This window comes from Streptomyces sp. NBC_00019, from assembly GCF_045041015.1.
Taxonomy (GTDB): domain Bacteria; phylum Actinomycetota; class Actinomycetes; order Streptomycetales; family Streptomycetaceae; genus Streptomyces.
Window position 1 is genome coordinate 6,206,546 of the sequence record NZ_CP108302.1, and the last position, 25,002, is coordinate 6,231,547.

Genomic DNA, 25,002 nt, shown 5'->3' on the forward strand with positions numbered 1-25,002 from the left:
GCGCCGGTCACGGGGTGTCGTACGGGAAACGCGCGAGCGGTGCCTCCTGGGCGAAGAACGTCTTCGCGCGGGCCAGCGCCTCCGTGTCGTTGCGTACGTCGCCCGGCTTGCTGCCGTTGCCGAGCAGTACTCCGCCGAACCGCATCTGCATGTACGCGGCCGAGTGGTTCAGGGTCCCGATCAGCGGGTCGGCGACCTCGAACTCCTCGTGCGCGAGCGCGGTGACACCCCACAGGGTGCGGCCCGCGAGCGTGCCCTTGAAGTCGGCGCCGGGGGTGCGCAGCCAGCCCGACCAGTAGTCGAGGTAGCGCTTGGCCTGTCCGGAGAGCGAGTACCAGTACAGCGGGGACGCGATCACGATGTCCGTCGCCGCGAGGGTGGCGTCGAACAGCAGCCCGACGTTCCCCTCGGTCGGTCGCGCATGGTCGCTGTCGTGGCGCAGGTCCTCGAAGTCGGGCAGAGGGTGGTCGTTGAGGTCGATCCACTGTTGCTCGACGTCGTCGGCCAGCTGCTCGGCCGCCGTGCGTGCCAGCAGCTCGGTGTTGCCGTCGTCGCGGCTGCTGCCGAGCACGAACAGGAAACGGCGCGTCATGGAATCCCCCAGGTGATGGACGTCGTACGCCGATTATATGCGCATGCAAGTATCTGTCGAGGGGGTGTCGTGTCTGAGGGCAGTCAGCGCGACCGGCCGGTGAGGCGGGCCAGGGGCGCGGTCTCGCGCGGGGGATGGCCGCCGAGATCGCCGAGGCGCCAGTCGGGCACCCACGGCACGCGGTAGACGTCGATCAGCGACTCGATCACCTTGACGTGCTGGGCCAGCGGCTTCGGCAGCCGACCGGGGGCGTCCGCGACGAGCACCACGGCGTCGAGGTCGAGGCCGTGCGGGGCCGCTCCGCGCCGGAAGGCGTCCAGGGCGTGCAGGACGGCGGCCAGTCCGCTCGCATGGGTGCGGGCGACGAGCAGCACGGACGGGGGAGCGTCGGGGCCGGGCCAGTCGCGTCCGCAGTCGTGGCCGCCGTAGACGGCGGCGAGCGTGGAGACACCGGCGCCGCCATGGGTGCCGACGAAGGAGAAACGCCGGGCGGTGGCATGGGCGGCCGCGGGCCCCGCAGGTCCCTCCGGTACGGTCACCGGACCACGGATCCAGATCTCCGGTCCCTGTGCCTGCTGCACGTACGGTCTCCTTTCCGGGGCCGTCCCTCCGCCGGGCTGGGACGAGCCTGTGACGCCACGGTGACGTGAGAACCGTGAGCGAGCGGAGAGACTACTCAACAGTACGTGTACGACCGGCTCTTGATGCCGGGGGAGCGGGAGGGTGGCGGCCGATGGAGGCACCATGGAGTTCGGACACGCCGTCCACCCACTCCCCGACGGATCCGAGTGAGGGAACGATGTCGCGACTCAGCCGTGAGAAGCGGGACCAGCAGGGCACCGCACAGCCGGCCGTGCTCGCGGCGGCACCGATCGACGTCCTGGTGGATCTCCTCGCCGGCGCGTCGGTGGGCGGCGTACCGGTGACGCCGATCCCCGGCGAGGAGATCCACCAGACCGTCCTCAACCACCTCCACCGCATCGCCCTCGCCACCGGCCACCCCGTCCACGCCACGGTCCACGACAACCGCATCGGCTACGTGCTCGCCCTGCGCATCGACGCGGACGGCTCGAGCCAGTTCACGGCGGAGCTGGCACCGATGACTCCGCCGGGGGTGCCGGGCGGAGGGCCGCTGTCGGTGCGGGAGCCGGGGAACCAGGGTCAGGCGTCGTACGCGGTGCCGGGCACTGGGGAGCCGGGGGAGGCGTTCGGGCCGGAGGGCTCGGGCCGGGTGTCGTATGCGGGGGAGCCTGGTCAGGTGTCGTACGCGGGGGAATCGGGTCAGGTGTCGCCCTCGCGGGAGCACTCCGGGGAGCCGCGGGACGCTCTTCGGCGGGGAGAGCCGGGCGGGGCGCCTTACTCGCGGGGGCAGGGTCAGGCGCCGTATTCGGTGGAGGCGGGTGAGGTGTCGCGACCGACTCCGCCGACCATGCCGCCTCGCGCCTTTGCACCGGGGGCTGCCGAGTCCGCTCAGCCTGCGCTGCCGTCCACGCCCGCCGACTTCGTGCCGGGAGCCGCCGAGTCGGGTGGAGCCTCCACCCCGTCCGCCGCGCCGCCCACCGCCGGTCCGGTCGGCTCTGCCGAGCCCGCCGACCAGCCTCCTCGGGACAAGCCCACCCATCTCTTCCGCCAGACCCCCGAGCCCCCGACCTTCCCCCTCCGAGCCCTGCAGGACCCGGAGGGTCAGGAGCCCCGGGACGCCGTGCCGACGTTCCGGCTGCGGGCCGTGCCCGAGTGGGTGGCGGACGCGGCGCCCGGTACGGTCGCACCCCCGACGGGCCAGTTCGGGCCGCCGCCCGTGATGGACGCGCCGGTGACGGACGTACCCCCGGCAGACGCACCGCCGACTGACGCCAGGCCGGAAACCGCCCCACACCCCACACCGACCACCCGCCCTGAGCCCAGCGCCGGACCCGCGTCGACCTCCGGTCCCGCCCCGACGCCCGGGGCAGCACCCACCTCCGGCCTCGCACCTACTTCCGGTCCCGCACCGGCGCCCGGTCCCGCACCCACCTCCGGCCTCGCGCCCGCGTCCGGCCTCGCACCCGCCTCCGGCCCCGCGCCCACCCCTACCCCCACCCCCGCCCGCAAGCCCATCCTCGGCTTCACCGCCGCCACGATCGACGAACCCGACCCCAAGCCCACCCCGCCCCGCGGCTTCGATGCCGTGGCCGAGGCCGTGCTCGGGGACGATCCGGCGACGGCGTACGACGGTGGCGGGACCGTGTTCCTCGCAGGGCCGATGGCGCGGATCAACGAGGCCGTGAAGGCGGGCCGGGTGACGGAGGCCGCGCAGCTCGCCGAGCAGACGGTCGGCGAGGCCTCCCACGCGCTCGGCCCGGAGCACCCCGAGGTGCTGCGGCTGCTCGAACTCACCGCGTACATCGCCTACTTGGCCGGCGACCCGACCCGTGCCTTCGGACTCTCCCTGGACCTGGCCCGCACCCGCCACCACGGGAGGGACACGGAGGCCGCGTACGGCAACATCCAGAGCGCGGCGACCGCCTGGCGTGCCGTACGCGACCCCGAGCAGGGCCTGCGCATGGGAGTCGACCTGATCGGCCTGTGGACCGAGCTGACCATGGAGGGCGGCGCGGCCGCCGAGGACATCGAGCAACTCGAGTCGGCCCGGACCCGGATGGGCCGTCTCGCCGAGCGCGCCCGCAAGCTCAACCCCTAGGAGGACAGCTCCCACACGGCGTACGCCGCCGCGTCACTGTTCCGGTCCAGGGCCGTGTCGCTGATGTTCGACGTCGTGTCGCAGGACGAGTGGTAGCACCGGTCGAACGCCTGCCCGGACGTCCCGCCCCACTTGGCCACCTGCGCCGCCGTCTTCGTACGGCTCGCGCCCGTGAACAGCCCGCCCACCGGCACCCCCGCGCTCTTGAACGGCGCATGGTCCGAGCGGCCGTCGCCCTCGGTCTCGATCTCGGTGGGGACGCCGAGGCCGGTGAAGTAGTCCTTGAAGGTCTTCTCGATCGCCGGGTCGTCGTCGTAGACGAAGTAGCCGGGGTTGGGCGAGCCGATCATGTCGAAGTTCAGATACCCGCTGATCTTCGCCCGGTTCGTCGAGGACAGGTTGTTGACGTAGTAGCGGGAGCCCACCAGCCCCAGCTCCTCCGCGCCCCACCAGGCGAACCGCAGATGCTTGGTGGGCTGGTACCCGGCTCTCGACACGGCCAGCGCGGTCTCCAGGACCGCCGCCGAACCGGACCCGTTGTCGTTGATGCCCGCCCCGGACGTGACGCTGTCCAGGTGCGAGCCGGCCATGACGACCTGGTTGGTGTCGCCGCCCGGCCAGTCGGCGATCAGGTTGTAGCCGACGCGGCTGGAGGACGTGAACTGCTGGATGGTCGTGGTGTATCCGGCGGCGTCCAGTTTGGCCTTCACATAGTCGAGCGAGGCCTTGTAACCGGCGCGGCCGTGCGCCCGGTTGCCGCCGTTGGCGGTGGCGATGGACTGGAGTTGGGTGAGGTGGGCCTTGACGTTGGCCACGGGGATGTCGGGCGCGGCGGCAGCGGTCACCTCGGACGCGGGCGCCGCGCCGGCTATGGATCCGCCGGTCAACAGCATGACGACCGTGACGAGACCAGCCGTCGACGCACGCCCGGAAACGGAGAGCTTCATGGTGGGGGGCTCCGAATTCCTCGGGAATCACAGGGATTCCACAGCGAATGGGGTGCCTGGATGGTGAAGCTGTGACTAACTCTCCGTCAAGAGCGGTATCAGGACACGAAGTTCGGATTCCGGAACCCGTCGACGTGATCGGCCGTGCAGGGATCCGACGCCCCCACTCGGAGCTCACTGCACACAGAACTCGTTCCCCTCCGGATCCGCCATCACCACCCACTCGCCCCCGGCCTCCTTCACCTCCCGCAGCACGCTCGCGCCGAGCCCCGTGAGCCGCTCCACCTCGGACGCCCGCTTCCCCTCGCCCGGGTGCAGGTCGAGATGGAGCCGGTTCTTGGCCGTCTTCTCCTCCGGGACCCGCTGGAACAGCAGCCGCCGGCCGAGGCCGGTGCCGCTGTCCTTGTCGTACGGATCGTCGGGATGCCGTACGGCGACCAGGTCGCGGAAGGCGAGTCGGGCGTGGAACTCGACGGTGGCCTCGCGGGGGAGGGCGCCGAGCTCCAGCAGACGCTGGATCAAGGCGTCGTTGTCCTCGACCTCGTACTGCAGCGCGGCGGCCCAGAAGTCGGCCTGCGCTTGGGGGTTTCCGGCATCGATGACGAGCTTCCAGTGCACAGGAGTCATGCATTCACTTATAGCGCCGCCCACTGACAAACCCCGGCATCACGGCCCGCTAGACCGCCTCCGCATCGCGCTGGTCATACGCCTCGCGAGCCGCCGCGATCTCCCCCTGATGCACCTCCGTCCACGTGACCAACGACTGGATCGTGGCGTGCAACGTCCCGCCCAGCGGCGTCAGTTCGTACTCCACCCGCGGCGGCACCACCGGATGCACGGTCCGTTTCACCAGCCCGTCCCGCTCCAGCTGCCGCAGTGTCACGGTCAGCATGCGCTGGCTGACGCCGTCGATCTCCCGGCGCAGTTGGGTGAAGCGGAGCCGCCGGTTCTCCAGCAGGGCGATGACAAGAAGCGACCACTTGTCGGCGACCCGATCGAGGATCTGCCTTACCTGGCAGTCCTCCCGGGTGTCCCATTGGAAGGGGTCGGCGTCGCCGTAGTCCACGGTGCTCTCGCAGTAACCAGGTGACTTCGAAGTGCCTTCTTCCATGTCTGTCGATGCTGCCGGAGGCTGGGGGTGGTTACAAGAGGGAACCGACCCTCATTCGGGTAACCGTCTTCCTAGTTACGGAGCACTGCCATGGGCACGCGTGCGTGGGCGCTGTTACTCGTTCTCTGCGGAACGGTCTTCCTGGAGGGCGCCGACATCGCGATGATGGCGATCGCGATCCCGTCGATCAGATCCGACCTCGGGCTCGCGACGGACAGCGCGGCGTGGGTGATGAGCGCCTATGTCCTCGGCTACGCCGGCTTCACCCTGCTCGGCGGCCGCGCCGCCGACCTGCTCGGCCGCCGCCGGATGTTCCTGCTCTGGCTGGCGGTCTTCCTCGCCTTCTCCGGCCTCGGCGGGTTCGCGACCGAGGGCTGGATGCTGATCGTCGCCCGTTTCGTCACCGGGGTGGCCTCCGCGTTCATGACGCCGGCCGCACTGTCCCTGATCACGACCTCGTACCCGGCGGGCCCGCAGCGCGACAAGGCCCTCCTCGTCTACGCCGGTACCGGCGCCGGCGGCTTCTCGCTGGGCCTGGTGATCGGCGGTCTGCTCACCTCGCTCGACTGGCGCTGGGTGTTCTTCGCCCCGGTACTGATGGCGGGCGCGCTGCTGGTGGCGGCGGTACGGGTGATTCCGCACCAGGAGGCCCCGCGGCCCGGGCGCGGGAGCTTCGACCTGCCCGGCACGATCACCGTCGCCGGCGCCATGCTGCTGGCCGCCTACACCGTCGTACGACTGGAGCACGGCCTGCACGGCTGGCCGTTGACGGCGGCATCGGCCCTCGCGGCGCTCCTGCTCGCGGTGCTCTTCGTGGCCGTCGAACGCCGCTGCGCGAACCCCCTCGTCCGGCTCGGCATCCTGCGCGAGGGGCCGGTGGCCCGCGCCAACGTCGGCATGCTGCTCTTCGTAGGGGCCTTCTTCGGCTTCCAGTTCGTCGTGACGCTGTACCTGCAGGAACTGCGCGGCTGGTCGGCGCTCCAGACCGCGATCGCCCTGGTGATCATGGGATGCGACGCCGTGCTGGCGCCCACCCTCACCCCGCGGCTGGTCGCGCGTTTCGGGCACGCGCGCGTGATCGTCGTCGGCTTCGTGCTGGCGGTGGTGGCGTACGGGCTGTTCCTGCCGGTCGGCATGGACTGGCCGTATCTGGCGATGCTGCCGACGCTGTTCGTCGCGGGCACCGCCTTCGCGCTGGCGTACGGGCCGCTGACGATCGCGGCGACCGAAGGGGTGGGCGATGCCGAGCAGGGGCTGGCCGGCGGGCTGCTGACCACGTCCACCCAGTTCGGCTCGGCGGTCGGGATCTCGGCGGTGACGGCCGTCTACGGCTTGGCTTCCACCGGGTCGGGGCCCGAGGAGACGCTCTCCGCGTTCCGTACGGCGCTCGTGGTGCCCGTCGCGATGGTGGTGCTGGGCCTGCTGGTCTCCGCCCTGAGCCTGCGGGCCGTGCGCAGCGCGTCCCAGGTGAGCAGCGACAGCGCCAGCCAGACCAGCGAGAAGCCCGCCCAGCGCTCCGGCGGCATGGCCTCGTGGAAGTAGGTGATGCCGAGCAGGAACTGGAAGACCGGCGCGAGGTACTGGAGCAGCCCGAGGGTGGAGAGGGGCACGCGGATGGCCGCCGCGCCGAAGCAGACCAGGGGGAGCGCGGTGACCAGGCCGGTCCCGACGAGCAGGGCGGCGTGCCCGGGGCCCTCGGTGGCGATGGTGGCGTCGCCGTGCGCGGTCAGCCACAGCAGATAGCCGAGCGCGGGCAGGAACTGGATCGCGGTCTCGGCGGCCAGCGATTCGAGTCCGCCGAGGTTGACCTTCTTCTTCACCAGGCCGTACGTGGCGAAGGAGAAGGCGAGAACGAGTGAGATCCACGGCGGACGCCCGTACCCGACGGTGAGCACGACCACGGCGCCGGCCCCGACGGCGACCGCCGCCCACTGCACGGGCCGCAGCCGCTCCTTCAGGAGCAGCACGCCCATCGCGATGGTGACCAGGGGGTTGATGAAGTAGCCGAGGGAGGCCTCGACGACCCGCTCGTTGTTCACGGCCCAGATGTAGACGCCCCAGTTGACGGCGATGGTGGCCGCGGCGACCGAGATGAGCGCGAGCTTGCGCGGCTGCCGCAGCAGCTCGCCGGCCCACTTCCAGCGTCGTACGACGACCAGCGCCAGGGTGACGACGAGGAAGGACCAGGCCATCCGGTGGGCGAGCACCTCGGCCGATCCGGCGGGCTTCAGCAGGGGGAAGTAGAGCGGGAACAGCCCCCACATCCCGTACGCGGCGAAGCCGTTCAGCAGTCCTATGTGCCGCTCACCCTTCGGCTTCCCGCTCACGGGCCCTCCCTCTCACGTCGACCTCGCCTGCACGAAGGTAACGCCGAGCGCCCCCGCCTGTCATGCCCGTATCGCTATACGGTCATGACAGGCGGGGGTCGGAGGCTCAAGGGCCCTTGGGGGGAGCGATCAGCCCTTGAGCGCGACCGCGATCGCCTCGGACAGCGGGTTGGTCGGACGGCCGGCCAGCCGGGAGAGGTCACCCGAGGAGACGACGAGCTCGCCCTTGGCTATGGAGGCGTCCACGCCCGCGAGGATCGCGGCGAGCGGCGCGGGCAGCCCGGCGCCGGCCAGGATGCCGGTGTACTCCTCCGTCGAGACGGAGTTGTAGGCGATCTCCTTGCCGGTCTGGCTGCTGAGCTCGGCCGCGTACTCGGCGAAGCTCCACGCCTCGTCGCCGCCCAGCTCGTACGTCTGGTTCTCGTGGCCCTCGCCGGTCAGCACGGCGACCGCGGCGGCCGCGTAGTCGGCGCGCGAGGCGGAGGAGACCCGGCCCTCGCCGGCGGCCTGGGTGACGGCGCTGTACTGGAGGACGGGGGCGAGGTTCTCGGTGTAGTTCTCGTGGTACCAGCCGTTGCGCAGCAGCGCGTAGGGCAGGCCGGAGGCGAGGAGCGCCTCCTCGGTGCCGCGGTGGTCGTCGGCGAGCGCGGCGGTGAGGGAGCCGGGGGCGCTGGTGTACGCGAGCAGGGCCACGCCGGCGGCCTTGGCGGCGTCGATGACGACCTTGTGCTGGTTGACCCGGCCCTTGTCGAACTCGTTGCCGGAGATCAGCAGAACCTTGTCGCCGGAGGCGAAGAGACTGCCGAAGGTCTCGGGAGCGTTGTAGTCCGCGATCGCGAGCTTCACACCCTTCGCCGCGAAGTCGGCGCCCTTCTCGGCGCTGCGGACGACGGCGGTGACCTGGTCGGCCGGCACCTTCTCCAGCAGCTGCTCGATGACGTGGCGGCCCAGGTGTCCGGTGGCTCCGGTGACGACGATGCTCATGATGTGCGATCTCCTTGTGGGGTGCGGTGACGCTAACCCTAGGAGGTGCGCTAACTCTTGGAAAGTACCCACTTTGAAGTAAGGTACTGGCATGGCAGTAAGTAGCGTGGAGGCGAGTGCCGAGGCGATGTGCCCGCACCGCCTGGTCCTGGAGCACGTCACCAGCCGCTGGGGCGTCCTGGTCCTGATCGCCCTCCAGGACCGCTCGTACCGCTTCAGCGAGCTCCGCCGCGAGATCGGCGGCTTCGGCCGCGGCGTCAGCGAGAAGATGCTCACCCAGACCCTCCAGACACTGGAGCGTGACGGCTTCGTCCACCGCGACGCCAAGCCGGTCATCCCCCCGCGCGTCGACTACTCCCTCACCGACCTGGGCCGCGAGGCCGCGGAGCAGGTACGGGGGCTCGCGCTGTGGACGGAGACGCGGATGGGGGCGGTGCAGGAGGCGCGGGAGGGGTACGACGCGCGGAAACGGGCCTCTGAGCAGGAATGACGCAATCGCTCGGGGCCTGCCGAACGTATGCCGACGGCGCTCGCCGGGCACATACATGACAGGGCGTTGGTCGACACGAGCGGTACGTCCTTCCATGCGCCCCCTTTCCGCCTCCCACGCCGACTTGAGCCGCCCGGCATGCTGGGGGCGGGCGTTGTGCCCACCCGCGCGTCGGTCCTCGTGCCGCCCACGAGACATCGACCGGTGCCCGGACGCCTGACTCGGGGGTTCGCCTTGGCCACAGAGAATCCGGATGAGCGCAGGATCGGTTCTGCAGTAGGGGACGGGCCTCAGGACGAACTCCTGAAGAGTCTGCTTCGGCAGCTCACGTCCCTGACCGAGGAGATCCGCAACGCCAACCGGATCCAGCTGCATCGCATCATGGCGGAGCAGACCGGGCGTGCCCTCGCCGACCCCGCGCTGGCGGAGGCGATGAGTACGCTGCAGGGCCTGTCGGAGGCCAGACGCCGGCAGGTGCTCTTCGTCAACGCCCAATACAGCGCCATCATGCTCAACCATCAACTCGGTGCCATTGACTGGAACGAACTGATCGGTCACCTGCGGGTGTGGTGCGTCAACGGCGTTTTCCAGCAGTACTGGGAGATGACCGGCGATCATCGCAAGAGCCTGCCACGGGATTCGTTGGAGGCTCGGGTGGGGCGAGCTGTGGACTTCATGCTGGACGAACTCGCCGAGGGCGCGGAGGAGTGGTGGGTCGTCGGAACACCGGATACCGACCCGTCCGGGTGACCGTACGAATCAGCCGTGTTTGAGGTAGCGTCATTTCGTTTGGGGCTGAGGGGCCCAGAGCTGGGCCTGGTAAGGAAGAGGTCAGTGCCAAACAAAGCGTTCCGGTCCGTTCACATCACTCGCCGCCTCGGCGACTCGCCCCGCCAACGAGGATCTATGTCGGGCGAGACGTGCCCGGATCTCTTCGAGCTGAGTGACGGCAACTTCGCGGTCATCGGTACGGATCGCACCGAAGAACTGGATGCGCAACTGCCGGCGGACGCCGCCCGCGCCGACTACGAACGCATCGTCGTCATCACGCGAGACACCCTCCTCCGCGCCAAGAGAGACATTCCCGACGCCTGACGCCGAGGGCCCGGATGCCGTACCGCATCCGGGCCCTCCGCATGTTCGCCGACCGTCAGCCGACGACCGTCCAGGTGTCGCCGCCGGCGAGGAGCGCCGCCAGATCTCCCTTGCCGTTCTGCTCGATCGCCGCATCCAGCTGGTCGGCCATCTGCGTGTCGTAGACGGGGCGTTCGACGGAGCGGAGGACACCGATCGGGGTGTGATGGAGGGTGTCCGGGTCGGCGAGGCGGGAGAGGGCGAAGGCGGTGGTCGGGGACGTGGAGTGGGCGTCGTGGACCAGGACCTGGGATTCGTTCTCCGGCGTGACCGTGACGACCTTCAGGTCACCCGTCGCCACGTCCCGGACCACGCCGCGCGAGCCGTCCGCACCGAAGCGGATCGGCTGTCCGTGCTCCAACCGGATCACCGCCTCCTCGGCCTGCTGCCTGTCCTTGAGGACCTCGAAAGCGCCGTCGTTGAAGATGTTGCAGTTCTGGTAGATCTCGACGAGTGCCGTGCCCGGATGGGCCGCCGCCTGGCGGAGGACCTCGGTCAGGTGCTTGCGGTCGGAGTCCACCGTCCGCGCCACGAACGACGCCTCCGCGCCGATCGCCAGCGACACCGGGTTGAACGGCGCGTCCAGCGACCCCATCGGCGTCGACTTCGTGATCTTGCCGACCTCCGACGTCGGGCTGTACTGGCCCTTGGTCAGGCCGTAGATCCGGTTGTTGAACAGCAGGATCTTCAGGTTCACATTGCGGCGCAGCGCGTGGATGAGGTGGTTGCCGCCGATGGACAGGGCGTCGCCGTCACCGGTGACCACCCACACCGACAGATCACGCCGCGAGGTCGCCAGCCCCGTCGCGATCGCGGGCGCACGGCCGTGGATCGAGTGCATGCCGTAGGTGTCCATGTAGTACGGGAAGCGGGAGGAGCAGCCGATGCCCGAGACGAAGACGATGTTCTCCTTGGCCAGGCCCAGTTCCGGCATGAAGCCCTGGACGGCGGCCAGGATCGCGTAGTCACCGCAGCCGGGGCACCAGCGCACTTCCTGATCGGACTTGAAGTCCTTCATGGACTGCCGGCCCTCGGCCTTGGGGACGAGCGAGAGTGCCTCGATCGTGCCCGCGCCTTCCGTGGACGTCTCAGCCATCGATGGCCTCCTTGAGAGCCGTGGCGAGCTGCTCGGCCTTGAACGGCATGCCGTTCACCTGGTTGTACGAGTGGGCGTCGACCAGGTACTTCGCCCGGATCAGCGTGGCGAGCTGCCCGAGGTTCATCTCGGGGATCACCACCTTGTCGTAACGCTTCACGACCGTGCCGAGATTCCGCGGGAACGGGTTGAGGTGGCGCAGATGCGCCTGCGCGATGGACTCCCCGGCCGCTCGCAGTCGCCGTACCGCCGCTGTGATCGGTCCGTAGGTCGATCCCCAGCCCAGCACCAGCGTGCGGGCCTCGTGCGGGTCGTCGACCTCCAGGTCCGGTACGTCGATGCCGTCGATCTTGGCTTGGCGGGTGCGGACCATGAAGTCGTGGTTGGCGGGGTCGTAGGAGATGTTGCCGGTGCCGTCCTGCTTCTCGATCCCGCCGATGCGGTGCTCCAGGCCCGGCGTGCCCGGGATCGCCCACGGGCGGGCCAGGGTCTGCGGGTCACGCTTGTACGGCCAGAAGACCTCGCTGCCGTCCTCCAGGGTGTGGTTCGGTCCCTGGGCGAACTGCACGGTCAGGTCGGGCAGTTCGTCGACGTCCGGGATCCGCCAGGGCTCCGAGCCGTTGGCCAGATAGCCGTCGGACAGCAGCATCACCGGCGTGCGGTACGTCAGTGCGATCCGTGCCGCCTCCACCGCCGCGTCGAAACAGTCCGCCGGCGTCTTCGGCGCGATCACAGGGACCGGCGCCTCGCCGTTGCGGCCGAACATCGCCTGGAGCAGGTCGGCCTGCTCGGTCTTGGTCGGCAGGCCCGTGGAAGGTCCGCCGCGCTGGATGTCGATGACCAGCAGCGGCAGCTCCAGCGACACCGCCAGACCGATGGTCTCCGACTTCAGGGCCACACCCGGACCGGATGTGGTGGTCACGGCGAGGCTGCCGCCGAAGGCCGCGCCCAGTGCGGCGCCGATGCCGGCGATCTCGTCCTCGGCCTGGAACGTGCGGACGCCGAAGTTCTTGTGCTTGCTCAGCTCGTGCAGGATGTCGGACGCCGGTGTGATCGGGTAGGAGCCCAGAAACAGGGGCAGGTCCGCCTGGCGGGATGCTGTGACCAGTCCGTAGGACAGGGCCAGGTTCCCGGAGATGTTGCGGTAGGTGCCGGTGGGGAACGCGGTGGCGGCGGGTGCGACCTCGTAGGAGACGGCGAAGTCCTCGGTGGTCTCGCCGAAGTTCCAGCCGGCGTGGAAAGCGGCCAGGTTCGCCTTCATGATCTCGGGTTTCTTGGCGAACTTGGTCTTCAGGAAGCGTTCGGTGCCGGCGGTGGGGCGGTGGTACATCCACGACAGGAGGCCGAGCGCGAACATGTTCTTGCTGCGTTCGGCTTCTTTGCGGCTGAGGTCGAATTCCTTGAGGGCCTCGACGGTCAGCATGGTCAGGGGGACGGGGTGGAGGCTGTAGCCGTCCAGGGAGCCGTCTTCCAGCGGTGAGGCCGCGTATCCGACCTTCTGCATGGCCCGTTTGGTGAACTCGTCGGTGTTGACGATGATTTCGGCGCCGCGTGGCAGGTCGCCGATGTTGGCTTTGAGGGCGGCCGGGTTCATCGCGACCAGTACGTTCGGTGCGTCGCCCGGGGTCAGGATGTCGTGATCGGCGAAGTGCAGTTGGAAGCTCGACACACCCGGCAGGGTTCCGGCGGGTGCCCGGATCTCGGCGGGGAAGTTCGGCAGTGTGGAGAGGTCGTTGCCGAAGGTCGCTGTCTCGGAGGTGAAGCGGTCACCGGTGAGCTGCATACCGTCACCCGAGTCGCCCGCGAAGCGAATGATCACCCGGTCCAGCCGGCGGACGTCCTTGGTCCCTGCCGGTTTGCGCTGCTCTCCCACGACGGCTTCGTCGGCCTGCTCCGCTGGGCTACTGACCTGGCTGGTCACTGAACTGGACCTCCTTCGAGGCAGCTGTCCGGGACAGGCCCTCCCGCAGGCCCACCCAGGATCAACCCTACGTCCGTAAGGGTCGCCTTCCTGTGGCCATTCGCATGATGGACACGATTTTGAGACGGTCCGCCGCCCTGACTTGTCATGATTTACTCGCCCCCCGGCGCTTCCCTACAAGACGCTCCCCGCTGACGTTCGGTTCTGGACCCCCTTATCGGGTGTCACCCATATGGCTGACACGGTGTCAGGGCATCAGGAGTTCAGATAGGTGAGGACCGCGAGAACACGTCGGTGATCCCCGTCACTCGGGGAGAGGCCCAGCTTCAGAAAGATGTTGCTGACATGCTTCTCGACGGCGCCGTCGCTCACCACGAGCTGCCGCGCGATCGCCGAGTTCGTCCGTCCCTCGGCCATCAGCCCCAGCACCTCCCGCTCCCGCGGGGTGAGGCCCGCGAGCACGTCCTGCTTGCGGCTGCGGCCCAGCAGCTGCGCGACGACCTCCGGGTCCAGCGCCGTACCGCCCTGGGCGACCCGTACAACCGCGTCCACGAACTCACGAACCTCGGCTACCCGGTCCTTGAGGAGATAGCCGACGCCGTGACTGGAACCGGCGAGCAGTTCCGTCGCGTACCGCTCCTCCACGTACTGCGACAGCACCAGGACCCCGAGTCCGGGATGGGCCTTCCGCAGCTGTACGGCGGCCCGCACCCCTTCGTCGGTGTGCGTCGGCGGCATCCGCACATCGGCGACGACGACGTCGGGCAGCTCCCCCTGTGCGTCCAGCTCGGTAATGGTCTTGACCAGTGCCTCCCCGTCGCCGACGCCGGCGACGACGTCGTGCCCACGGTCGGTCAGCAGCCGGGTCAGCCCTTCCCTGAGCAGAACCGAATCCTCGGCGATGACCACCCGCACCCTGTCCTCCACGATCCTCGGCCCCCCACAGCCCGCCTCCGCGCCCGACTCCCCGACGGGCGAAGCCCAGCATTCCAGCATTCCCATCCCGGTGCGCCGGGGCGACAGGAATCAATGGGAATACGTGCATGGCACGGCGGGTTTCGGCCTCCTGTTAGGCCTGTTGTCGATCATCCGGTGCCGATATCGAGGGGAAAGGCCCATGCGGGCGATCGAGACGGGGGCGGGACCGGAGGAGAGAAGGGCGCCGCGTACCTCCCCGACGCCGTCGACCCGCTCACGGGCGGGTCCGTGTCTTTCAGCCCGTCCGGCGTTCGAGGACGAGGCCCGTCAAGGGCCGTCGGGGGTCTGGGGGCGCAGCCCCCATGGACGGGGTCGAAGGGGCAGCGCCCCTGGGGACGGGAACGGGTGAGGGCGGCGGGGGCGAAATAGCTCCCCGCCGCCCTCACCTGGGCGCCCGCTCACCCCAACGCCCGCTCCCCCCGCCAAGGCAACTCCGCCGTGACCCGCGTAGGCCCGCCCACCGGCGAATCCACCACCAGAATCCCGTCCACCGCACCCAGCCGCTCCGCCAGCCCACCCAGCCCGGACCCCGCAGCCGTATCGGCACCCCCCACCCCGTTGTCCACGACCTGCAGCATCAACCGGTTCTCGACCCGCCACACATCCACGGCCGCCCACGTCGCCCGCGAATGCTTGCTGATGTTCTGCAGCAGCTCCGACACCGTGAAGTACGCGATCCCCTCGATCGCCGGCGCAGGCCGCGCCGGAAGATCCACCTCCACCTGCACCGGCACCGTGCACCGCGACGCCACCGATGACAACGCCGCATCCAGCCCGCGATCCGTCAGCACCGCCGGATGAATCCCGCGCGCCAGATCCCGCAGCTCCTGCAGCGCCGTCTTCACCTCACCGTGCGCCTCGTCCACCATCCGGGCCGCGGCCTCCGGGTCCTCCGTGAGCTTCTCCTTCGCCAGCCCCAGATCCATCGCCAGCGCGACGAGCCGAGCCTGCGCCCCGTCGTGCAGATCGCGCTCGATGCGCCGCAGATCCGCCGCCGCCGTATCCACCACGACCCCCCGGTCGGACTCCAGCTCCACCACCCGCGTGGCCAGCCGGGACGGCCCGAGCAGCCCGTGCACCATCACCCGGTCCACCATCGTCAGCGCCCGCACGATCCACGGCGTGGCCAGCGTGAACAGCAGCCCCACCAGCGCGGTCACCCCGATCTCGAACGGGTTGTCGAGATAGATGTGGTGGGTCTCGTCGCCGTACAGCTGAAGCCCGTCCTGACCGCCGTACACCGGAAAGAGCCAGAACCACAGCGGATACGTCAGCAGCGCCCACCCGTACGCCCAGAAGTTCACGGCGACGACGAACGAGAACACCGCCCACGGCAGATGGATCACCGAGTACAGCAGCGTCCGCCAGGACGTGCCGCTCTTCAGCACGGCCCCCATCCACGCCAGAAACCCGTTCCCCCGCATCCGGAGCGGCTCCGGATCGGCGACATCGAGCTCCAGCAACCCCCGCGCCCGCGCCCGCTCCAGCGCCCCGAACCCCCGGCACCCGGCCAGCCCCGCCGCCATGACCGGAATCCCGAGGAACGTCACCAGCAGCCCGGCGCCGACCGCCACCATCGTGACGGCGTACGTGAACAGCACGATGCTGATCGGCAGGCCCAGCAGCACATATCCGAACTCCCGCCAGGCGCGCCCCTCGAACGGCGCCCGCAGCCCCGTCGGCAGCCGGCGCCGCCGCGTCCCCTCGTCGAGGAACCCGTAGCTCTGTCCGTAGTCCGTGGCCATCGGCGTCGTCCTTCTCTCGTCCCCCGCCCGGGGTGCCTGGAGTGTCGTGTCGCTGTAGTACCTCCACCCTGCTGGGCCGCAGGTCGGCGGACCATGGAGTCCGTCGGCGTCTTGGGAGGGGGGTTTTCCCTACCCTGGCCTGACCTGCGTCACCTGCGGCCGGTGTCGAACGACCGGTCCCGCCACGGCAGCTCCGCCGTCACCGTCGTAGGACCGCCCGGCGGGGAGTCGATGACGAACAGGCCGTCGACGGCGTTGAGACGTTCCGCGAGGCCCTGCATACCGGTGCCGCCGTCGAGGCGGGCGCCGCCGCGGCCGTCGTCCCACACCTGGATGAGCAGCCGGTCCTCCGTGCGCCACACGTCGACGGACGCGGTCCTCGCCCCGCTGTGCTTGCTGACGTTCTGCAGCAGCTCGGACACCGTGAAGTAGGCGATGCCCTCGATGGCCGCGGCCGGTCTGGCGTTCAGATCGGCCGTCACCTTCACCGGCACCGTGCAGCGCGAGGCGACGGAGGACAAGGCGGCATCGAGCCCGCGGTCGGTGAGTACGGCGGGATGGATGCCCCGCGCCAGGTCCCGCAGCTCCTGGAGCGCGAGCTTCACCTCGCCGTGCGCCTCCGAGACCATCGCCGCCGCGTACTCGGGATCCTCCAGCAGCTTCTCCTTCGCCAGACCCAGCCCCATCGCCAGATTGACCAGCCGGGCCTGTGCCCCGTCGTGCAGATCGCGCTCGATGCGCCGCAGATCGGACGCGGCCGCGTCCACCACGACCCCCCGGTCCGACTCCAGTTCGGCGATCCGCCGCTCCAACTCGTCGGAGGGAGACAGCAGTCCGCGCACCATCGCCCGGTCGGCGTTGGCGAGGCCCCGCGCGATGAACGGCAGCACCGGCCACAGCACGAACAGCGAGGTCAGCGTGATGGTGAAGGTGAGGATGCCCCAGGGCAGCCGGATGAAGTCGTACAGGATCGTGCGCCAGCCCACCGGGTCCTTCAGCATCATCCACAGCTGCTGGAAGAAGCCCGAGTTACTGGTCTTCAACGGCAGCGGACTCGGCTCGTCGATGCGCACCCCGAGCAGCTTCCGGGCCCGCGCCCGCTCCATCGCACCCAGCTTCCGCGCGCCCATCAGCCCGGCCGCGAGCACGGGGAACCCGATCACGGTCACCGTCAGCATGAAGCCGGTGAACAGCACTGTCGTCACATAGACGAACCCGAGCAACGCCACCGGAAGGTTGACGAGGAGATGCGTGATCTCCTTCCAGGTGTGCGCGTCGTAGGCGAACCGGACGGGCGGAAGCGGCGCGGTGGCCTCGGCTTTCCGTTCCGGGGAGTATCTGGGGCGTTCGGTCATATGGGCTAGCGTGCCGCGCGACGCGCCGCGGCGCCATGAGGCGGGCCGCCGCGATCCCCTGGGGAAAACCCCACCCCGGCAGGTTCAGCCGTGACGGGCTGCTTACGGTCTCTTTAGCAGGCCCTAGACTCCCGTGCGTACAGATCGTCGAACAGCGGGTGTCCAGCGATCTTCGGTGTGTTCACAGGGAGCGAGGGGTCGGACGTGCCGGAACAGACCGTCGGGTCGACCGTCGTCGTTGCGTCGGACTACTTCCAGTCGTACTCGGTCGTCGGACTGCTCGCCGTCGTCGGCGTGCTGTTCGTCGCCGTGGCCTTCGGCGCGGGCCGCCTGCTGCGCCCCGTCGTCCCGACCCCCGAGAAGCTCCTGACGTACGAATGCGGCGTCGACCCCGTCGGCGAGGGCTGGGCCCACACCCAGGTCCGCTACTACGTCTACGCCTTCCTCTACGTCATCTTCGCCGTCGACTCGATCTTCCTGTTCCCGTGGGCCACGGTCTTCGCCGCCCCCGGCTATGGCGCGGCCACGCTCGTAGAGATGTTCATCTTCCTCGGCTTCCTGGCCGTGGGTCTGCTGTACGCATACAAGAAGGGCGTCCTGACATGGACGTGACCCCCTCGGAACCGGTGCTGCTCCCCGAGCCGAAACGGCTGGGCGCCCTGGCCCGCCTCGCCCCCGAGCCGATGAAGGTGGTCCTCAACTGGGGCCGCCGCTACTCGCTCTGGGTCTTCAACTTCGGCCTCGCCTGCTGTGCGATCGAGTTCATCGCCGCGTCGATGGCCCGCCACGACTTCATCCGCCTCGGCGTGATCCCCTTCGCCCCGGGCCCCCGCCAGGCGGACCTCATGGTCGTCTCCGGCACGGTCACCGACAAGATGGCCCCGGCGGTCAAACGCCTCTACGAGCAGATGCCGGAGCCCAAGTACGTCATCTCCTTCGGCGCCTGCTCCAACTGCGGCGGCCCTTACTGGGACTCGTACTCCGTGACGAAGGGCGTCGACCAGATCATCCCGGTCGACGTCTACGTCCCCGGCTGCCCACCCCGCCCCGAGGCCCTGCTCCAGGGAATCCTCAAACTCCAGGAGAAGATCGCCCGCGAGTCGCTGGGGGAGCGGTACGGGGTGACCGGGGGGCGGGCGTCGACGGCTGCGCTGCAGAGCGGGTTGGTACGGGGGCCGGGGGCGGCCTCGGGGACGGCGGCTGGGTCGGATTCGGGCTCCGCTTCAGGTACGGCTTCTGATCCGGCCCCGGGCGCGACGTCCGGCCCCGCCTCGGGCTCGGCTTCCGATTCGTCCGACGGTCCGGCCTCCCGGGAGGAACGATGACCGCGGTCGGCTGGCTGCCCGCCCCCGCCGAGGAACTCTTCGGCGCGGAGGCCACGGCCGAGGAGTCGTACGAGGTCCTGACCGTGGACGTGCCGCCGGCGTCCTGGATCACGGCGCTGGAGACGGCACGCGACGAACTGGGTTGCACCTACTTCGACTGGCTGAGCGCGGTCGACGAGCCGGGCACGGGCTTCCGCGTCGCCGTACACGTCGCGGCGCTGTCGCCGGTACGCCGCCTGCTGCTGCGCACCACCGTCCCGCACGAGTCCCCGACCCTGCCCAGCGCCGTGGACGTGTTCGCGGGCGCGGCCTGGCACGAACGCGAGACGCACGAAATGTTCGGCGTCGTCTTCGAGGGCCACCCCGCCCTGGACCACCTCCTCCTCCCCGAGAACTTCGAGGGCCACCCCCTGCGCAAGGACTTCGTCCTGGCAGCCCGGGTCGCCAAGGCCTGGCCCGGCGCCAAGGAACCGGGCGAGTCCGAACACGGCGGCCCCAAACGCCGCCAGATGCTCCCCCCAGGCGTCCCCGACCCGAACGAATGGGGCCCCCTGAAAGGCCAACTCCCCCCAGCCCCGACCCGCCCCGCCCGAGCCGCCGGAGCCCGAGCGGCGGGAACCGGGGCAGCGGGAGAACGTCCCGCCCGAGCGGCCGGCGAACGTCCGGTACGTCGAGCTCGCACCGCGGCAGCGGGTTCGGCGAGTCAGGCGGAGGGGGCCGCGCCTCCGGCTGCCGCGCCGAGCCGTTCCCGCACTGCGGCGGAGGGCTCAGCGAGCCAGACGGAGACACCCTCGTCGTCGGGTGCGCCGACGACTGGGCCACCTGGCGCTGGTACGGCGGCGGAGGACCCGGCGAGCCAGGGCGGGGCAACGGCAGCTGAGGGCTCGGCAAGCCAGACGGAGACACCCGCGCCTTCGGGTACGGCGGCCGGGCCGCGCCGCGCTCGTACCGCTGCGGAGGGATCCGCCGGCCAGACCGCCGCCACCCCCGAGCCCCCTGCCCCGGACACCGACGACGCTCCGTCGGGCACCGGCACGCCAGCCGGACCCCGTCGTGCGCGAAGCGCGAGCGAGGGTTCAGCGTCCCAGCACCCCGGACCGGGCACCGCCCCCTCCGGCCCACGCCGGTCCCGCAGCGCCTCAGACGGATCGGCGAGCCAACTGGCCACGCCCGACGCCCCGTCATCGCCCGCCCCGACCGAGGACACCTCGAACGCCGAGGCCACACCCCCGAAGCCCGCCACGCCACCCCGCAGCCCCGACGCCCCTTGGCACCACGCCCGCCCGGCCTTCGACGAGCCGCCAACCGACCGAAAGCCCGAGGCCAAACCGCGCCCGGAGCCGGAGCCGGAGCCGGAACCGGAGCCGAAGCCCCGCCCGGAGTCGATGGCTGAGCCGGAGGCCCCGCCCACCGTGGCCCCCACCCCCGTTCCCGCTCCAGCCCCCGAGGCCGACTCCGCCCCCACCCCCGAAGAACCCCCGGGAACCTCCGTAAAGCCCGAAGACCCTGAAGCGCCCGAAGACCCCGCAACTCCCGAGAACCCCGCAGGAGGCCCGCAGTGAACGACGCTCTCGACGTCGCCCTGCGACTCCTGATCGTCTTCGTCGTCTTCCTCACCTTCCCCCTGATCGTCGGCCAGACCGAACACAAGGTCATGGCTCACATGCAGGGCCGCCTCGGCCCCATGTACGCCGGCGGCTTCCACGGCTGGGCCCAACTCGTCGCGGACGGCGTGAAGTTCGTGCAGAAGGAAGACGTCGTACCCGCGGGCGCGGACCGCCGTATCTTCCAACTCGCCCCCGCAGTCGCCCTCCTGCCCTACCTCCTGGTCCTCCTCGCCATCCCCATCGGCCCCGGCGAGGGTGCCGTCGGCGAGGTCATCGACGCCGGTGTCTTCTTCGTCCTGGCCGTCATGGGCGTGGGCGTCCTCGGTTCACTCATGGCCGGCTGGGCCAGCGCCAACAAGTTCTCCCTCCTCGGCGGTCTCCGCACCGCCGCCCAACTCCTCGCCTACGAACTCCCGATGCTCCTGACCGCCGCCTCCGTCGCGATGGCGGCCGGCACGGTCTCCCTCCCCGGCATCGTCGACGCCTTCGAGTGGTGGTGGCTGCCCTGGCAGATCGTCGGCGCGATCGTCTTCTTCGTCGCCGGCCTCGCCGAACTCCAGCGCCCGCCCTTCGACATGCCGGTCGCCGACTCGGAGATCATCTTCGGCGCGTACACCGAGTACACCGGTCTCCGCTTCGCTCTGTTCCTGCTCGCCGAGTACGCCGGCATCGTCGTCCTGTGCGGCCTGACCACGGTCCTCTTCCTGGGCGGCTGGCACGGCCCTTGGGGTGCCGACGGCCTCGGCTGGGTCTGGACCCTGCTGAAGGCCGCGATCCTCGCCTTCCTCGTCATCTGGCTGCGTGTGACCTATCCCCGCCTGCGCGAGGACCAGCTCCAGAAGCTCGCCTGGACCCTCCTCATCCCCCTCTCCCTCGCTCAGATCGCCCTCACCGGCATCGTCAAGGTGGTGATCTCCTGATGGCTGAGTCGCTCCCGCCCACCCGGTCCCGGTTTCCCGGCGCCGGCCTCGCCAAGGGCCTGGCCGTCACCCTCCGGACGATGACGAAGAAGACCGTCACCGAGCAGTACCCCGACGTTCAGCCCGACCTCCCGCCCCGCACCCGCGGTGTCATCGGCCTGTTCGAGGAGAACTGCACGGTCTGCATGCTGTGCGCCCGGGAGTGCCCGGACTGGTGCATCTACATCGACTCCCACAAGGAGACGGTGCCGGCGGCCGCCCCCGGCGGCCGTGAGCGCAGCCGCAACGTCCTCGACCGCTTCGCCATCGACTTCTCCCTGTGCATGTACTGCGGTATCTGCATCGAGGTCTGTCCTTTCGACGCCCTGTTCTGGTCCCCGGAGTTCGAGTACGCCGAGACCGACATCCGCGAACTCACCCACGAACGCGACAAGCTCCGCGAGTGGATGTGGACCGTCCCGGCCCCGCCGGCCCTCGACCCCGCGGCCGAGGAGCCGAAGGAGATCGCGGCCGCCCGCAAGACCGCCGAGAAACTGGCAGCGGCCCAGGCCGAACCGACCGAGCCCCGGTCCGGGCAGTCGACCGGGCCGACGGCACCCGAGGGAGGTGCGTCATGACCTTCGCCGCAGCCACCGCCACGGCCACCACTGCGCACGCCACGCTGACCCAGGCTCACGACACCGTCATCGCCGCCGCCACCGAAACCCACGGCTTCCTCTCGCCGACCGGCGTCGAGATCGCCTTCCTCCTCGTCGGCCTGGTCACCTTCGGCGCCGCCATCGTCACCGTCACCACCCGGCAGCTGGTGCACGCCGCCCTGTGGCTGGTGGTGACCCTCGGCGGTCTCGCCGTCGAGTACCTCCTGCTCACCGCGGAGTTCATCGCCTGGGTGCAGGTCCTCATCTACGTGGGTTCCGTCGTCGTTCTCCTCCTCTTCGGTCTGATGCTCACCAGGGCACCCATCGGCCGCTCCCCGGACGCCGACTCCGGCAACCGCTGGGCAGCCCTCACGGTCGCCGTCGCCTCGGCCGCCGCCCTGGTGTGGGTCGTCGTCGACGCTTTCCGCGCGACCTGGATCGACCTGGACGGCCCCGCCGCCGGCTCCACCGAGGCCACCGGAGCGAGCCTCTTCCAGAACTGGGTCCTCCCCTTCGAGGCCCTCTCCGTCCTTCTCCTCGCCGCACTGGTCGGCGCGATCGTCCTGTCCCGCAAGGCGAACGCGGAGTCGAGCTCTCCCCCTGTGAACTCCCGGCCCGCGACCGGTAGTTCCCCATCCGCCCCGAATTCCCGTAATCACCCGATCGGGCGAAACAGGTCGGTCGAGCGAACCGAACCGGTCGAGCCCAGCGCCCCCGCCGAGCGCACCACCCCGGCCGAGCCCGGCACCCCGGCCGAGCAGGAAGGCGCCCGCTGATGCACCTCGCCTATCCCGCCGTACTCTCCGCCCTCCTGTTCTGCACCGGCCTGTACGGCGTCCTCGCGCGCCGCAACGCGATCCTGGTCCTGATGTCGGTCGAGCTGATGCTCAACGCCGTCAACCTCAACCTGGTCGCCTTCGACGTCTGGCTCAGCAGGACCGCCGAGGAGACCCTCCACTCCGGTCAGGCGCTGACCCTGTTCACCATCGCCATCGCCGCCGCCGAGATCGGCATCGGTCTGGCGATCGTCCTCGCCGTCCACCGCAACCGCGGAACCTCGGACATCGACAGACTCCGCGACACCGCCGAGGGCCACGAGCCCGACCACGCCGACGACTCCGACGCCCCCGCGGCCGAGAAGGCTGAGGCCACCGCGTGACCACCACCACCCTCGCCGTCCTCGTCCCCCTCCTTCCGTTCCTGGGCGCAGCCGTCGGCCTGCTCCTGGGCCGCACGGCACCCGGCTTCGTCCGCCCGCTCGCCGTCCTGCCGACGCTCACCTCCCTCGTACTGGCCGCTGTGGTCGCCGTACGCCAGGGCGGCGACGAGGCCCTGAACGCCGCCACCGAGCTCACGCCCACCGGCTCGGTCCCCATCGAACTCGCCCTGCACATCGACGGCTTCGCCGCCCTGGTCGCCGTACTCGTCGGGCTCGTCGCCACCTGCGTGCAGATCTACTCGACGGGCTACCTGCGCGACGACCCGCGCTACCCCTCCTACGCCGCCCTCGTCTCCCTCTTCACCGCCGCGATGCTCCTCGTCGTCTACTCCGGCGACCTGATGGTGCTGCTGGTGGGCTGGGAGATCATGGGCATCTGCTCGTACTTCCTGGTCGGCCACTACTGGGAGACCCCGGAGGCCCGAGCCGCCTCCATCAAGGCCTTCCTGGTCACCAAGCTCGGCGATGTCCCGTTCCTGATCGGACTGTTCGCGCTCGCCACCGACGCCGGCTCCTTCCGCATCACGAAGGTCCTCGGCGCCGTCGCGCACGGCGGGCTCGACCACCCGACCCTGATCGCCCTGCTGCTCCTGGCGGGCGTGGCCGGCAAGTCGGCGCAGTTCCCGCTGCACACCTGGCTCCCGGACGCGATGGCGGGCCCGACGCCCGTCTCCGCGCTCATCCACGCCGCGACCATGGTCGCCGCCGGTGTCTACTTCGTCGCCCGTCTCCTCCCGGTCTTCGAGGCCTCGCAGGCCGCGATGGTGGTCCTCGCCGTGATGGCCGCCGTCACGATGGCGGGCTCGGCGCTCGCCGCACTCGCCCAGGACGACATCAAGCGCGTCCTCGCCTACTCGACGATCGGCCAGCTCGGCTACATGACCGGCGCTCTCGCTGTCGGCGACCGTGGTGCCGCCGTCTTCCACCTCCTGTCGCACGGCGCCTTCAAGGCGCTGCTGTTCCTCGCGGCCGGGGTGATCATCCACGCTGCCGGCACCAACTCGCTGGCCGCCATGTCCCGCATGGGCCACCTCCGCGACCGCGTGCCGGACGCCTTCTGGACGATGACCGTGGCGCTCCTCGCGCTCGCCGCGATCCCGCCCTTCAGCGGCTTCTTCTCCAAGGAGTCCGTCCTCGGCGCCGCCGAGCACGTCGCCACCGGCCACACCGAGCACGCCCCCGGCGCCGCCGGCTGGGTCGTCCTCGTCGCCGGCCTGGTCACCGCGCTGCTCACCGCGGCGTACGCGACCCGCCTGTGGCTGCTGGCCTTCCGCGGCCAGGGTGTAGAGGCTCCCGACCACGGCCGCCAGCCGCTCACCATGACCACAGTCCTGTGGGTTCTCGCGATCCCGTCCCTCGCCGTCGGCGGACTCGCCTACCGAGCGCTCCCGGACTGGTTCGACGGCAACGACCTCGCCCCGACCCTCACCACGTCCGTCGTCGGCACCGGCGTCGCCCTGGTCGGCGGCATCGTCACCTACGCCGCCTGGCGGCACACCACCGCGCTCGCCGCCCGCGTCCCGATGGGTGCGGTCGCGGCCCACCCGGAGGGCGACGCCGGACTCGTCGAGGCCGAGGCCATCGCCAGCCACGAGCCCGTGTACGGAGACGTGGCCCACGCACCCGACCCGGCTGACCCGGGCCGACTGCTGCTCGGCCCGCTGCACCGGCACGCGGCCGTCGGCTTCCACCTCGACGCCGTGTACTCGGCCCTCTTCGTCCGCCCGGTCCAGGCCGGCGCCACCCTCGTCCGATTCCTCGACCGCGAGGTCGTCGAGACCTACGTACGTGGCGCGGGCGCTCTACCCCGACTGCTGGGCACGGCCGTACGGCGTGCCCAGACCGGAAATGTGCAGACCTATGTGAGCGCGCTGCTCGCCGGCACCGTCGTCCTGGTGGTCGCCGCCGTCCTCGTCGCCACGGGAGCGTGAGC

The 25,002-nt window shown here is 70.3% G+C and carries 24 protein-coding genes and 1 pseudogene; 13 read left to right on the top strand and 12 right to left on the bottom strand.

Going from position 1 to position 25,002, the window contains the following annotated elements; translation table 11 throughout:
- Positions 1 to 7: 7 nt before the first annotated feature.
- Positions 8 to 592 carry a flavodoxin family protein gene (locus tag OHU89_RS29365; RefSeq protein ID WP_405647226.1) on the bottom strand — a complete coding sequence of 195 codons (585 nt, stop codon included), beginning with the start codon at positions 590 to 592 and terminating at the stop codon, positions 8 to 10.
- 83 nt (positions 593 to 675) lie between these two features.
- A complete protein-coding gene (locus OHU89_RS29370) occupies positions 676 to 1,173 on the bottom strand; it encodes a DUF6668 family protein (RefSeq protein WP_405647228.1) in 498 nt (165 codons plus the stop codon).
- A 218-nt stretch (positions 1,174 to 1,391) separates the two neighbouring features.
- Between OHU89_RS29370 and OHU89_RS29375 the strand changes: the two genes are divergently transcribed.
- The gene (locus OHU89_RS29375) at positions 1,392 to 3,272 is read left to right on the top strand and encodes a hypothetical protein (RefSeq protein WP_405647230.1); all 1,881 of its coding nucleotides are present in this window, start codon (positions 1,392 to 1,394) and stop codon (positions 3,270 to 3,272) included.
- On the opposite strand, the gene OHU89_RS29380 is transcribed toward OHU89_RS29375, so the two are convergent.
- The 3 genes from OHU89_RS29380 to OHU89_RS29390 form a co-directional block, all read right to left on the bottom strand.
- The gene (locus OHU89_RS29380) at positions 3,269 to 4,219 is read right to left on the bottom strand and encodes a M28 family metallopeptidase (protein WP_405647232.1); all 951 of its coding nucleotides are present in this window, start codon (positions 4,217 to 4,219) and stop codon (positions 3,269 to 3,271) included. The genes OHU89_RS29375 and OHU89_RS29380 overlap by 4 nt on opposite strands.
- Positions 4,220 to 4,393: 174 nt before the next feature.
- Positions 4,394 to 4,846, bottom strand: a complete 453-nt coding sequence (locus tag OHU89_RS29385; protein WP_405647234.1) for a VOC family protein — start codon at positions 4,844 to 4,846, stop codon at positions 4,394 to 4,396.
- 49 nt (positions 4,847 to 4,895) lie between these two features.
- Positions 4,896 to 5,330: a helix-turn-helix domain-containing protein gene (locus tag OHU89_RS29390; RefSeq protein WP_266889025.1), complete on the bottom strand. Its 435-nt coding sequence runs from the start codon at positions 5,328 to 5,330 to the stop codon at positions 4,896 to 4,898.
- 165 nt (positions 5,331 to 5,495) lie between these two features.
- Here OHU89_RS29390 and OHU89_RS29395 point away from each other — a divergent pair.
- Positions 5,496 to 6,575 (top strand): annotated as a pseudogene (locus OHU89_RS29395) (MFS transporter); the annotation flags it as partial.
- Between the two features lie 80 nt (positions 6,576 to 6,655).
- Here the strand turns inward: OHU89_RS29395 and rarD are convergent.
- Entirely contained in the window at positions 6,656 to 7,657 is a 1,002-nt protein-coding gene (gene rarD / locus OHU89_RS29400; RefSeq protein WP_323187201.1) for an EamA family transporter RarD, read from the bottom strand.
- A gap of 129 nt (positions 7,658 to 7,786) precedes the next feature.
- The gene (locus tag OHU89_RS29405; RefSeq protein WP_405647236.1) at positions 7,787 to 8,641 is read right to left on the bottom strand and encodes an SDR family oxidoreductase; all 855 of its coding nucleotides are present in this window, start codon (positions 8,639 to 8,641) and stop codon (positions 7,787 to 7,789) included.
- 91 nt (positions 8,642 to 8,732) lie between these two features.
- On the opposite strand from OHU89_RS29405, the gene OHU89_RS29410 reads away from it, so the two are divergent.
- The 3 genes from OHU89_RS29410 (at position 8,733) to OHU89_RS29420 (ending at position 10,226) form a co-directional block, all read left to right on the top strand.
- Positions 8,733 to 9,131, top strand: coding sequence for a winged helix-turn-helix transcriptional regulator (locus OHU89_RS29410; protein ID WP_405647239.1), 399 nt, complete (start codon positions 8,733 to 8,735; stop codon positions 9,129 to 9,131).
- Positions 9,132 to 9,335: 204 nt separating this feature from the next.
- On the top strand, positions 9,336 to 9,881 hold the full coding sequence (locus OHU89_RS29415; RefSeq protein WP_405647241.1) for a DUF6082 family protein: 546 nt from the start codon (positions 9,336 to 9,338) through the stop codon (positions 9,879 to 9,881).
- Positions 9,882 to 10,037: 156 nt separating this feature from the next.
- The gene (locus tag OHU89_RS29420) at positions 10,038 to 10,226 is read left to right on the top strand and encodes a hypothetical protein (RefSeq protein WP_405647243.1); all 189 of its coding nucleotides are present in this window, start codon (positions 10,038 to 10,040) and stop codon (positions 10,224 to 10,226) included.
- A 55-nt stretch (positions 10,227 to 10,281) separates the two neighbouring features.
- On the opposite strand, the gene OHU89_RS29425 is transcribed toward OHU89_RS29420, so the two are convergent.
- From OHU89_RS29425 to OHU89_RS29445, 5 genes are all read right to left on the bottom strand, one after another.
- Positions 10,282 to 11,361, bottom strand: a complete 1,080-nt coding sequence (locus OHU89_RS29425) for a 2-oxoacid:ferredoxin oxidoreductase subunit beta (protein ID WP_405647245.1) — start codon at positions 11,359 to 11,361, stop codon at positions 10,282 to 10,284.
- On the bottom strand, positions 11,354 to 13,282 hold the full coding sequence (locus tag OHU89_RS29430; RefSeq protein WP_405647247.1) for a 2-oxoacid:acceptor oxidoreductase subunit alpha: 1,929 nt from the start codon (positions 13,280 to 13,282) through the stop codon (positions 11,354 to 11,356). The genes OHU89_RS29425 and OHU89_RS29430 overlap by 8 nt, the downstream gene beginning before the upstream one ends.
- A gap of 255 nt (positions 13,283 to 13,537) precedes the next feature.
- A complete protein-coding gene (locus OHU89_RS29435) occupies positions 13,538 to 14,197 on the bottom strand; it encodes a response regulator transcription factor (protein ID WP_323185212.1) in 660 nt (219 codons plus the stop codon).
- Positions 14,198 to 14,658: 461 nt separating this feature from the next.
- On the bottom strand, positions 14,659 to 16,005 hold the full coding sequence (locus OHU89_RS29440) for a sensor histidine kinase (RefSeq protein WP_266889011.1): 1,347 nt from the start codon (positions 16,003 to 16,005) through the stop codon (positions 14,659 to 14,661).
- Between the two features lie 149 nt (positions 16,006 to 16,154).
- A complete protein-coding gene (locus OHU89_RS29445; protein WP_266889010.1) occupies positions 16,155 to 17,360 on the bottom strand; it encodes a sensor histidine kinase in 1,206 nt (401 codons plus the stop codon).
- A 204-nt stretch (positions 17,361 to 17,564) separates the two neighbouring features.
- Here OHU89_RS29445 and OHU89_RS29450 point away from each other — a divergent pair, with 204 nt between their 5' ends.
- The 8 genes from OHU89_RS29450 to OHU89_RS29485 are packed head-to-tail and all read left to right on the top strand — an operon-like array spanning position 17,565 to position 25,000.
- Positions 17,565 to 17,972: an NADH-quinone oxidoreductase subunit A gene (locus OHU89_RS29450; protein ID WP_266889009.1), complete on the top strand. Its 408-nt coding sequence runs from the start codon at positions 17,565 to 17,567 to the stop codon at positions 17,970 to 17,972.
- Positions 17,963 to 18,685: an NADH-quinone oxidoreductase subunit B gene (locus tag OHU89_RS29455; RefSeq protein ID WP_405647250.1), complete on the top strand. Its 723-nt coding sequence runs from the start codon at positions 17,963 to 17,965 to the stop codon at positions 18,683 to 18,685. Before OHU89_RS29450 ends, OHU89_RS29455 begins: the two co-directional genes overlap by 10 nt.
- Positions 18,682 to 20,247 carry an NADH-quinone oxidoreductase subunit C gene (locus OHU89_RS29460; RefSeq protein ID WP_405647252.1) on the top strand — a complete coding sequence of 522 codons (1,566 nt, stop codon included), beginning with the start codon at positions 18,682 to 18,684 and terminating at the stop codon, positions 20,245 to 20,247. The genes OHU89_RS29455 and OHU89_RS29460 overlap by 4 nt, the downstream gene beginning before the upstream one ends.
- The gene (locus OHU89_RS29465) at positions 20,244 to 21,212 is read left to right on the top strand and encodes an NADH-quinone oxidoreductase subunit H (protein WP_405647254.1); all 969 of its coding nucleotides are present in this window, start codon (positions 20,244 to 20,246) and stop codon (positions 21,210 to 21,212) included. The genes OHU89_RS29460 and OHU89_RS29465 overlap by 4 nt, the downstream gene beginning before the upstream one ends.
- Positions 21,212 to 21,829: a NuoI/complex I 23 kDa subunit family protein gene (locus tag OHU89_RS29470; RefSeq protein ID WP_405647256.1), complete on the top strand. Its 618-nt coding sequence runs from the start codon at positions 21,212 to 21,214 to the stop codon at positions 21,827 to 21,829. Before OHU89_RS29465 ends, OHU89_RS29470 begins: the two co-directional genes overlap by 1 nt.
- Positions 21,826 to 22,626, top strand: coding sequence for an NADH-quinone oxidoreductase subunit J (locus OHU89_RS29475; RefSeq protein WP_405647258.1), 801 nt, complete (start codon positions 21,826 to 21,828; stop codon positions 22,624 to 22,626). Before OHU89_RS29470 ends, OHU89_RS29475 begins: the two co-directional genes overlap by 4 nt.
- The gene (nuoK, locus tag OHU89_RS29480) at positions 22,626 to 23,009 is read left to right on the top strand and encodes an NADH-quinone oxidoreductase subunit NuoK (protein ID WP_046262863.1); all 384 of its coding nucleotides are present in this window, start codon (positions 22,626 to 22,628) and stop codon (positions 23,007 to 23,009) included. The genes OHU89_RS29475 and nuoK overlap by 1 nt, the downstream gene beginning before the upstream one ends.
- A complete protein-coding gene (locus OHU89_RS29485) occupies positions 23,006 to 25,000 on the top strand; it encodes an NADH-quinone oxidoreductase subunit L (RefSeq protein ID WP_405647260.1) in 1,995 nt (664 codons plus the stop codon). The genes nuoK and OHU89_RS29485 overlap by 4 nt, the downstream gene beginning before the upstream one ends.
- Positions 25,001 to 25,002 lie beyond the last annotated feature (2 nt).

Excerpts from the sequence above, each read along its gene's own strand:
- OHU89_RS29365 (WP_405647226.1), bottom strand. The coding sequence starts at position 592 with ATGACGCGCCGTTTCCTGTTCGTGCTCGGCAGCAGCCGCGACGACGGC.
- OHU89_RS29375 (WP_405647230.1), top strand. The coding sequence starts at position 1,392 with ATGTCGCGACTCAGCCGTGAGAAGCGGGACCAGCAGGGCACCGCACAG.
- OHU89_RS29380 (WP_405647232.1), bottom strand. The coding sequence starts at position 4,219 with ATGAAGCTCTCCGTTTCCGGGCGTGCGTCGACGGCTGGTCTCGTCACG.
- OHU89_RS29385 (WP_405647234.1), bottom strand. The coding sequence starts at position 4,846 with ATGACTCCTGTGCACTGGAAGCTCGTCATCGATGCCGGAAACCCCCAA.
- OHU89_RS29390 (WP_266889025.1), bottom strand. The coding sequence starts at position 5,330 with ATGGAAGAAGGCACTTCGAAGTCACCTGGTTACTGCGAGAGCACCGTG.
- OHU89_RS29405 (WP_405647236.1), bottom strand. The coding sequence starts at position 8,641 with ATGAGCATCGTCGTCACCGGAGCCACCGGACACCTGGGCCGCCACGTC.
- OHU89_RS29410 (WP_405647239.1), top strand. The coding sequence starts at position 8,733 with ATGGCAGTAAGTAGCGTGGAGGCGAGTGCCGAGGCGATGTGCCCGCAC.
- OHU89_RS29420 (WP_405647243.1), top strand. The coding sequence starts at position 10,038 with ATGTCGGGCGAGACGTGCCCGGATCTCTTCGAGCTGAGTGACGGCAAC.
- OHU89_RS29425 (WP_405647245.1), bottom strand. The coding sequence starts at position 11,361 with ATGGCTGAGACGTCCACGGAAGGCGCGGGCACGATCGAGGCACTCTCG.
- OHU89_RS29440 (WP_266889011.1), bottom strand. The coding sequence starts at position 16,005 with ATGGCCACGGACTACGGACAGAGCTACGGGTTCCTCGACGAGGGGACG.
- OHU89_RS29445 (WP_266889010.1), bottom strand. The coding sequence starts at position 17,360 with ATGACCGAACGCCCCAGATACTCCCCGGAACGGAAAGCCGAGGCCACC.
- OHU89_RS29455 (WP_405647250.1), top strand. The coding sequence starts at position 17,963 with ATGGACGTGACCCCCTCGGAACCGGTGCTGCTCCCCGAGCCGAAACGG.
- OHU89_RS29460 (WP_405647252.1), top strand. The coding sequence starts at position 18,682 with ATGACCGCGGTCGGCTGGCTGCCCGCCCCCGCCGAGGAACTCTTCGGC.
- OHU89_RS29470 (WP_405647256.1), top strand. The coding sequence starts at position 21,212 with ATGGCTGAGTCGCTCCCGCCCACCCGGTCCCGGTTTCCCGGCGCCGGC.
- OHU89_RS29475 (WP_405647258.1), top strand. The coding sequence starts at position 21,826 with ATGACCTTCGCCGCAGCCACCGCCACGGCCACCACTGCGCACGCCACG.
- nuoK (WP_046262863.1), top strand. The coding sequence starts at position 22,626 with ATGCACCTCGCCTATCCCGCCGTACTCTCCGCCCTCCTGTTCTGCACC.